Origin of the sequence: Vibrio variabilis, from assembly GCF_003263785.1 — a bacterium.
GTDB classification, from domain to species: domain Bacteria; phylum Pseudomonadota; class Gammaproteobacteria; order Enterobacterales; family Vibrionaceae; genus Vibrio; species Vibrio variabilis.
Window position 1 is genome coordinate 34,984 of record NZ_JYJK01000127.1, and the last position, 8,762, is coordinate 43,745.

At 47.7% G+C, this 8,762-nt stretch carries 6 protein-coding genes and 1 pseudogene; 3 read left to right on the forward strand and 4 right to left on the reverse strand.

Annotated features, from left to right (window positions below):
* The first annotated feature begins 10 nt into the window (after positions 1 to 10).
* On the forward strand, positions 11 to 427 hold the full coding sequence (gene gloA / locus TZ48_RS20985; protein WP_042502321.1) for a lactoylglutathione lyase: 417 nt from the start codon (positions 11 to 13) through the stop codon (positions 425 to 427).
* Positions 428 to 504: 77 nt separating this feature from the next.
* On the opposite strand, the pseudogene motY reads toward gloA, so the two are convergent.
* Positions 505 to 1,388: pseudogene (motY, locus tag TZ48_RS20990) on the reverse strand (flagellar protein MotY).
* A gap of 343 nt (positions 1,389 to 1,731) precedes the next feature.
* Here motY and rnt point away from each other — a divergent pair.
* Together rnt and TZ48_RS21000 are read left to right on the forward strand one after the other, a co-directional pair.
* On the forward strand, positions 1,732 to 2,382 hold the full coding sequence (gene rnt, locus TZ48_RS20995) for a ribonuclease T (RefSeq protein ID WP_112480536.1): 651 nt from the start codon (positions 1,732 to 1,734) through the stop codon (positions 2,380 to 2,382).
* A gap of 27 nt (positions 2,383 to 2,409) precedes the next feature.
* The gene (locus TZ48_RS21000; protein WP_112480532.1) at positions 2,410 to 3,735 is read left to right on the forward strand and encodes a Na+/H+ antiporter family protein; all 1,326 of its coding nucleotides are present in this window, start codon (positions 2,410 to 2,412) and stop codon (positions 3,733 to 3,735) included.
* Positions 3,736 to 3,821: 86 nt separating this feature from the next.
* Here TZ48_RS21000 and TZ48_RS21005 read toward each other — a convergent pair whose 3' ends face one another.
* The 3 genes from TZ48_RS21005 to TZ48_RS21015 all read right to left on the reverse strand — a co-directional run bounded on the left by TZ48_RS21005 (position 3,822) and on the right by TZ48_RS21015 (position 8,457).
* Positions 3,822 to 4,142, reverse strand: coding sequence for a DUF1244 domain-containing protein (locus TZ48_RS21005; RefSeq protein ID WP_042502329.1), 321 nt, complete (start codon positions 4,140 to 4,142; stop codon positions 3,822 to 3,824).
* Positions 4,143 to 4,228: 86 nt separating this feature from the next.
* Positions 4,229 to 7,357, reverse strand: coding sequence for a vibriobactin export RND transporter permease subunit VexH (gene vexH / locus TZ48_RS21010; RefSeq protein WP_112480533.1), 3,129 nt, complete (start codon positions 7,355 to 7,357; stop codon positions 4,229 to 4,231).
* Positions 7,357 to 8,457 (reverse strand): efflux RND transporter periplasmic adaptor subunit, encoded by a 1,101-nt coding sequence (locus tag TZ48_RS21015; protein ID WP_112480534.1) that lies wholly within the window; start codon positions 8,455 to 8,457, stop codon positions 7,357 to 7,359. The genes vexH and TZ48_RS21015 overlap by 1 nt, the downstream gene beginning before the upstream one ends.
* Positions 8,458 to 8,762 lie beyond the last annotated feature (305 nt).

The window sequence follows — 8,762 nt, forward strand, 5'->3', positions numbered from 1 at the left end:
GAGCAATGTTATGTCTAACGGCCGTATCCTTCACACTATGCTACGTGTAGGTGACCTAGATAAATCTATCTCGTTCTACACCGACGTCATTGGTATGAACTTGCTGCGCAAAAATGAAAACACCGAATACAAATACACCCTAGCCTTCCTTGGCTTTGGTGATGAGTCTGAAGGTGCTGTGATTGAACTGACTTACAACTGGGGCGTCACCGAATACGATCTAGGTAGTGCGTATGGTCACATCGCCATCGGTGTAGATGATATCTACACGACATGCGACGCCATCAAAGCGGCAGGCGGCAACGTCACCCGCGAACCAGGCCCAGTAAAAGGTGGCACTACTCAAATCGCCTTCGTCAAAGACCCAGACGGCTACATGATTGAGCTGATTCAAAACAAGCAAGCGAGTGCTGGCCTTGAAGGTTAAGCGTTGATTTAGCCGAGCTGAAATAAGAAAGCCAGTGGACATTAACCACTGGCTTCTAAGACTCTAAAGTCCTCCCCCTAAACCTCAGTCCGCCCAAACGAAATCACCACCCTTTGGTTCTTCGCTTTGCCCACTGGCGATGCATTACTCGCAATCGGACGACGCTTACCATAACCTTGCACCTGAATGCGATCTTTAGGTAACCCTAAAGAATGGAAATAGTCCTGCAAAATTGTCGCGCGTTTTTCCGATAACTGCTGACTCTCACTCTTCGACTCCGAAGAATCAGTAAACGTCGACACTAAGACCAAGTCGATATCTTGGTTATAGCGCACGTACTCAGCAATCTGCTGTAAGCGGTGTTGCGAGGTTTTATTGAGCTGCTCGCTGTTGCGGTCATAGTGCAAAATGGTGAAGGAAATGTCTTCAAAGCTGTATGGCAGCAAATTGGCGACACAATCGCTAAACACATTGTATTTAGCTTGAAACAGCACAGAAGATAGCGACACTTCAATACGCTCGTCTCGGCTTTGCCAGTCCTGATAACTGAACGTTGGGTATCGACCTTTTTCTAGCTCACTCAAAATACTCCAAGCGGCCTGCCCGCCAACGTAGCCGTCGAACTGTTTAAAGAACTGCAAGTTGGTGATGCGGTCAGCACTGTCACCCGGACGCATGGTGGTGGCATCGACACTAAACTTACGTTGCGCGTTTCTCCCATCGAGCGGCGCATTTTAAGTTCAAAATCGAGGTTCTTCTTTTTACTGGCGCGCGCGACAAATTCCGCATCGCCAAAATTTGGGATCGGATGAACAAGTCGGCATTCAAGCGGTGTGTTACTTACCATTTCCCACTGCGACTGGGTGGGTGTTGCCACATAGCGCTTTTCCATTGCCGCATCCGCTAAGGGGATTGTCAGCGTAGGTAGGAGTAATGTGGTAAGTAAAGCTTTTAATTTCATACAGATAGATAACTCGATAGCATTTACGTTAGCGGCATGTCCTTGCCGCTAACGCATTTAGATGGATCTCCATATAGGTCATTGCAATTTCCCCGCCAACATAGCGCTGGTGAAAAGCGAAGTGCTAGTTTTATGAAGGCGCGTCTCAGACAAGACGGATTCTGACTGCTTTTCATACCGCCCTTGCTCAACCAATTTCTTAAATAAGCCGTAACTGTTGAGTCAAAGTGATGAACGCTCACTATCAATAGCCGTATAGATGGCAAATTAAATGTGCAGTTTGGTTTTTTATGCTGACAGAATCTGCAATAATGCCCGCTTCGTCACATTTGAAAACTCAAACATGTCTGTAGAAAACGAAGCACTTACCCTAAAAAAGCGATTCCGTGGTTATCTTCCCGTTGTTGTCGACGTGGAAACAGCAGGTTTTAATGCTAGCACTGATGCGTTACTGGAAATTTGTGCCATCACTTTAAAGATGGACGACGAAGGTAACCTTGAACCTGCCACTGTGATGCATTATCACATTGAACCATTCGAAGGCGCGAACTTAGAAAAGGAAGCGCTGGAATTTAACGGTATTCGCGACCCATTCAGCCCACTTCGCGGCGCGGTGTCGGAACAAGAAGCGTTAAAAGAAATCTACAAAGTGATTCGAAAAGAGCAAAAGCAACACGGTTGCAACCGCGCCATCATGGTGGCGCACAATGCGAATTTCGACCACAGTTTTGTGAGTGCGGCGAATGAACGCGCCAAACTTAAGCGCGTTCCGTTCCACCCGTTTGCTACCTTTGATACCGCCACACTGAGCGGTCTCGCATACGGTCAAACGGTATTGGCAAAAGCTTGTAAAGTTGCAGGAATGGAGTTCGATAACAAGGAAGCCCACTCGGCTCTTTACGACACTCAAAAGACGGCTGAGCTGTTTTGCCGAATCGTCAACAAATGGAAGGCACTTGGTGGCTGGCCCGTTGTTGACGACAACCAAGAATAAACAAACACACATTTTTTAGAGATGATTATGAATCCTGTCGTTATTTCCGTTTGCATCATGCTGCTGCTCGCACTGATGCGCGTTAACGTTGTCGTTGCGTTAACTTTCAGTGCCATTGTTGGTGGCGTCGTATCTGGTATGTCTTTAACCGAAGCTGTAGGTGCCTTTGAAGGTGGTCTCGGTGGTGGCGCAACGATCGCACTTAGCTACGCAATGTTAGGTACCTTCGCTGTCGCTATTTCTAAATCTGGCATTACCGATTTACTTGCACAGAGCGTTATTAAACGCATCCACGGCAAAGAGAGCTCAGCTGGCACGACTGGCCTTAAGTATGCGGTTCTGGTTGCACTTATCCTTGTGACTATGTCATCTCAGAATATCATTCCAGTTCATATCGCCTTTATCCCAATTTTGATTCCACCTTTGCTGGGCGTATTTGCAAAACTTAAGCTAGACCGTCGTCTAGTGGCGTGTGTGCTGACTTTTGGTCTTGTGACGCCTTACATGGTATTGCCAGTCGGTTTTGGTGGCATCTTCCTAAACAACATTCTACTTAAAAACCTGCACGACAATGGCCTTGAGTCAGTCACAGCAGCGCAAGTGCCAATGGCGATGTTGCTTCCAGCGGCAGGTATGATCACAGGTCTACTACTGGCTATCTTCTTTAGCTACCGTAAGCCTCGCGAATACGCAGAAACCGAGTTAACTCAAATTGATGAAGAGCCTTCGCACATCAATAAGAAGAACATTGTTATCGCTCTAGCGGGTATCGTTGCTGCGCTTGCAGTTCAGCTAACCTCTGGCTCTATGATCATTGGTGCACTCGCAGGCTTCATGGTGTTTACTTTCGGTGGCGTGATCGCATGGAAAGAGACACAAGACGTGTTCACTAAAGGTGTTCACATGATGGCGATGATCGGCTTTATCATGATTTCAGCGGCAGGCTTTGCAGCTGTGATGAAGCAAACTGGCGGCGTTGAAACGCTGGTTGAAGCGCTATCTACTAGCATTGGTGATAACAAGCCACTGGCAGCGCTACTGATGCTTATTGTTGGTCTACTGGTGACTATGGGTATCGGCTCTTCGTTCTCGACCATCCCAATTATCGCAACGATTTACGTACCACTGGCTATCGCGTTTGGCTTCTCCCCAATGGCAACAGTTGCACTGGTTGGTACCGCTGCTGCACTTGGCGATGCCGGTTCGCCAGCCTCTGACTCAACCTTAGGTCCAACATCGGGTCTAAATGCAGATGGTCAGCACGAGCATATTTGGGAAACCGTGGTACCTACCTTTATCCACTACAACATCCCACTGATCGTATTTGGTTGGATTGCAGCGATGGTTCTGTAGTTAACCTTTAGCTACCGTACTACGCTAAATCGTAAAAAAGGCTTGGTCATTGACCAAGCCTTTTTTGTATCTTGATGAATCCAAGACTATTTCTTTGCTTGTCTTGCTTCAAACGCGGCTAACTGCTCTGGTGTCGCCTTAGGTTGATGATTGGTTTTCCACTCATCGTAGGTCATGCCGTAGACACGTTCGCGAGCGTCATCAATGTCTAAGTCCAATCCAGCGGTTTCTGCTTCAGCTTTGTACCACTTACTAAAACAGTTGCGGCAAAAGCCTGCCAAAATCATAAGGTCGATGTTTTGCACATCTTTATTGCTGTCTAGGTGCTCTAGAAGGCGACGAAATACCGCAGCGTCGAGCTTATCTTGTTGCTCTTGAGGTAGATCTTTATATTTGAAATCAGCCACTCTACTTTCCTTTTATTGTTGGTTTTTCTTCCTCCATCCTAACCAACAAACAAAAAAATGCCCAGTCGAAACTAGGCATTTATGACCTATACGTCGTTTAACTCACCATGACTGGTTCGCGCTTTCACGTCATGACTAAGCGCTTTATTGAGCTCAGCCTCAACGTGACCTGGCGATTGAGTACGCGCTGATATCAAGCGATACATCGCAGGGATAACGAACAAGGTAACTAAGGTCGCAAACGCCATACCGAAGAAGATGACCGTACCAACGGCTACTCGGCTCTCGTAACCCGCCCCCGTTGAAAGGATGAGCGGGATGGCACCTGCTAGCGTAGTAAATGCCGTCATCATAATTGGGCGCAGACGTCGTGCCGAAGCATCAATAATGGCTTTTTCAAACTCGATGCCTTTGTCACGAAGTTGGTTAGCAAACTCAACAATCAAGATACCGTTTTTGGTCACCATACCGATAAGCATAATCATGCCAATTTGACTGTAGATGTTTAGACCTTGCTGCATGATGACTAATCCTAAGAAGCCACCAAATACACCCATAGGTACGGTGAACATCACCACAAGTGGGTTAACAAAACTCTCGAACTGAGCCGCCAGTACCAAGTAAGCCACCAAGAGCGCTAAACCAAACACTACGAGAATGCTCGATTGGTTCTCTTTAAAGTCTTTAGACTCACCCGCGTAGCTCACCGAAATATCACCCGGCAGCATCTCGATAGCCTGACTGTCCATAAAGTCCAGCGCTTCGCCTAGGGTGTAACCATTGGAAAGGTTAGCGGTAATCGTGATCGCTTTTTGCTTGTTATAGTGAGACAAACGAATCGATGACGCCACTTCTTCAATCTTGGTGACCGTATCCAGGGTCACCAGTTCACCAGACTTAGTACGCATGTAGATTTGACTTAAGTCATTGGCGTTATTGAAGCTGTTTTCATCGCCGCGCAAGTAAACATCATACTCTTCGCCGCGATCAACATAGGTGGTTTCCGTTTTACCGCCAAGCATGATTTCCAGCGTATCTGAGATATCTGAAACGCTGATCCCAAGCTCTGCCGCACGTTCACGGTCGATACTTACCACCAGCTCAGGCGTTTTTTCTGAGTAGTTGGTGTTTGCACCTTCCATATAAGGTGACTGCTCCGCAGCTTGCTCTAACTTATCCGCCCACATTTGTAGCTCTGAGTAATCGGAACCACCAATAACAAACTGCACTGGCTCGCTCGAACCGCCTCTAAAGCCTGGCATGAATGGGAATACGCGCACATCGGCAATACCAGCGAGCGCTTTACGTACCTCACCAAGCGCTTGCTGCGCCGTAACATCGCGATCATTCCAATCGTCAAGGATCATGATGACAAAACCGGTTTGGTCGCCGGCCTGACCGCCAAACGCTGGTGACTGGATGCTGAACGACTTTAAGAAGCCTTGACCCAGCAGTGGCATCAATCGCTCTTCCACCACATCCATGTTCGCCGCCATGCGGTTGTAACTGGTCGCATCCGCGCCGCGAACAAAGGCAAAGATCACCCCACGGTCTTCGGATGGTGTGAGCTGCGCTGGTACTTGCTGCATCAGTTGAAAGCTACCACCAATACAAGCCACAATCACAATTGGTGCTAATAAACGCCATTTCAACGCTTTCGCCAGCAATGACTTATAACCACCCTCCAGCTTTTTAAAGCCACGGTCAATGAACTGAGTAAAACGGTTCGGCTTAACGTTAGCACGCAAAATAGTGCTGCCCAGAACCGGCGTTAGCGTAAGTGCGATCAGCGAGGAGAAGATCACCGACATCGCCAGCAACACCGAGAACTCGGTAAACAGCAAACCAATCATACCGTCCATAAAGGAGATCGGCAGGAACACCATCACCAGTACTAGTGTTGTCGCTACTACCGCAAACCCGACTTCACGAGCACCTTTATACGCCGCGAGTAGCGGAGATTCGCCGCGCTCAATGTGGTGGAAAATATTCTCAACCACAACGATGGCATCATCCACCACCAGACCAATCGATAAGATCAGTGCCATTAGTGTGATGAGGTTGATGGAAAACCCAAAGAAGTATGCTGCGATAAACGATGAAATCAGAGACACTGGCACCGTCACAGCAGGAATGAGCGTTGCACGCGCCTGTCCGATGAAGATGTACAGTACTAAGATAACCAAACCGCCGGTGATAAATAGGGTGTTATATACCTCAGAAATGGAGCGGTCGATAAACACTGTAGAATCGTAGTCAATCGCAAGTCGCGTTCCATCAGGAAGGAACTGCTGCATACGTTCCACTTCTTTATGAACCAAGTCAGCGACTTCGAGCGGGTTTGCGTCTGACTGCGGCACGATACCCATGCTCACGTTCACGACACCATCACTTTTAAACGTCGAGTTCTCGTTCTCTGCCCCTACGTAAACATCTGCCACATCTTTAAGGTAAATAGGTGTGTTATCGCTAGCACGCTTAACCACTAGGTATTCAAAGTCAATCGGCGTGTTATAGGCACGCGCAGTACGTACCGACATTACCGTCGCATCATTTCGAACTTCGCCACCGGGACTTTCGAGGTTTTCACTTCGCAAAGCCGCCGTAATATCCGATGCTGTCACGCCGCGCCCTGCCATATAAGCAGGCTTAAGCTTGACGTACATGACCTGATACAAACCACCAGAAATATCTACCGAGCTCACACCGGAAATCAAACTAAAGCGATCAACCAATACACGATTTACGTAGTCGGTAAGCTGAGTGCGATCCATCTCTGAGGAGCTAAGGTTGATGTAGAGAGAGGCTTGTCCGCTGCCGTTATTTTTGAATACCAACGGGTCGTCTGCTTCGTCCGGCAGTGAGCGCTGCGCCCTTGCTACCGCGTCACGAACATCACTGACGCCAGAATTCAAGTCATAACCAAGTTCAAAGGTTACAGTAATACGAGAGCTGCCGTTGCGCGTGGTCGATTCAATCTCATCGATGCCACTAATGCCCGATAATTGGTCTTCAATGACTGAAGTAATTTGGCTTTCAATAATGGTCGCCGATGCACCGTCGTAGCGAGTAGAAATCGACACCACAGGGTTTTCGATGTCCGGCATTTCGCGCACGGCCAGTTTGCTAAAAGAAACCAGACCAAATACACAAAGCAGTAAGCTAAGTACGATCGCGGCTACCGGACGTTTTACAGAAACATCAGATAACAACATTAGTTGGTTTCCTTCTCTTCAGGCTTGGTCACACCCTCAGGTTTGCCGCCTTTGCCACCGACAGGTCGGCCGCTTGCATCGACTTCCGAAACGGACACGCCATCACGCATGTTCACAATACCTTGAACAACGATACGCTTGCCAATTTCTAACCCCTCTTCGATAACCACCTGGTTGCCGACACGGGCACCAAGAAATACTTCTGTGCGGTGCGCTTTGTTATTTTCATCAACTACGTAGACATATCGCTTAGTACCGGAATACTCCAACGCTTGAACAGGAATGATTGGCGCTTCAATAGGTGGAAATTCCATACGCGCTTGAGCTAACATACCAGGCTTAAGGCGCGCTTCCTCGTTGTCGAAATGGATACGAACGCGAAGGTTAAGCGTTTCTTGGTTAACGCGAGTATCAATAGCGATCACTTTGCCAGTAAATACGCGTGTTCCCCACGCAGAAGTTCGCGCTGTGACCGCCATGCCTTTCTCTAGCATTGGCAAGTAGCTTTCAGGAACCTGAAGATCTAGCTGCATAACCGAAAGATCATCCAGCGTAAGCAGCTCAGTACCCACATTCACCAGTTTACCTCGACTAAAATCGATCAAACCTACGGTGCCAGCAAATGGGGCTTCTATGTAGAGGTCGTTTAAGTTCGCGTTAGCGGCATCTAAACGCGCGTTACCAATCTCAACCACCGCTTTTTGGGCATCGATCTCGGTTTTCGTGATCGCGTTGCGATCCACTAAGCGTTCAAACTCAGCAAGAATACGTTTTTGGTCACGAACATAAGCTTTAGCTTCTGCGACAGCAGCGAGCGCCTTGTCATCATTAAGCTGAACCAGCAGTTGACCTTTTTCTACGGTTTGATTAGCCGTCACTTGAATGCTATCAACAATGCCATTCACCTCAGACGCAATAATGACAGATTCGTCAGCTTCAAGTTTGCCTACGAGAGAAAGCGATTGCGAGACTTGGTGGATAGCAACAGGTTCGGTCACCACCGACACTGCCTTGGCGCCAAAATTCCTGTTGGCAAGACTTGCTGGAGAGGCACATAGAATAGACAGTGCGAGCAAGCCCGTTATGGTTTTATTTTTCATTGTATGTGTCTTATCGTGTAAAAACTTAGGTTATTTTAACGAGTTATACGCCGTGTAACGTCAAGAAGTGTAAATCTATCGCGGGGATTCCATTTACATTTAAGCTTAATCCCTCTTTCACGATGACGCGTACAATCACTATAACCCTCTGCTGTATAAATAATAATGACTAAAAACACGCTTTTTAGCCTTCTCTGCCCAAAAAGGCATCATTCAGTTCAAAATCAGCAAAAAAGGGTTTACAGCCATGCGCAGTTTGTTATGATGCGCTCCGCACTTGAGGGATGTGTTGGGAAAACATCAAA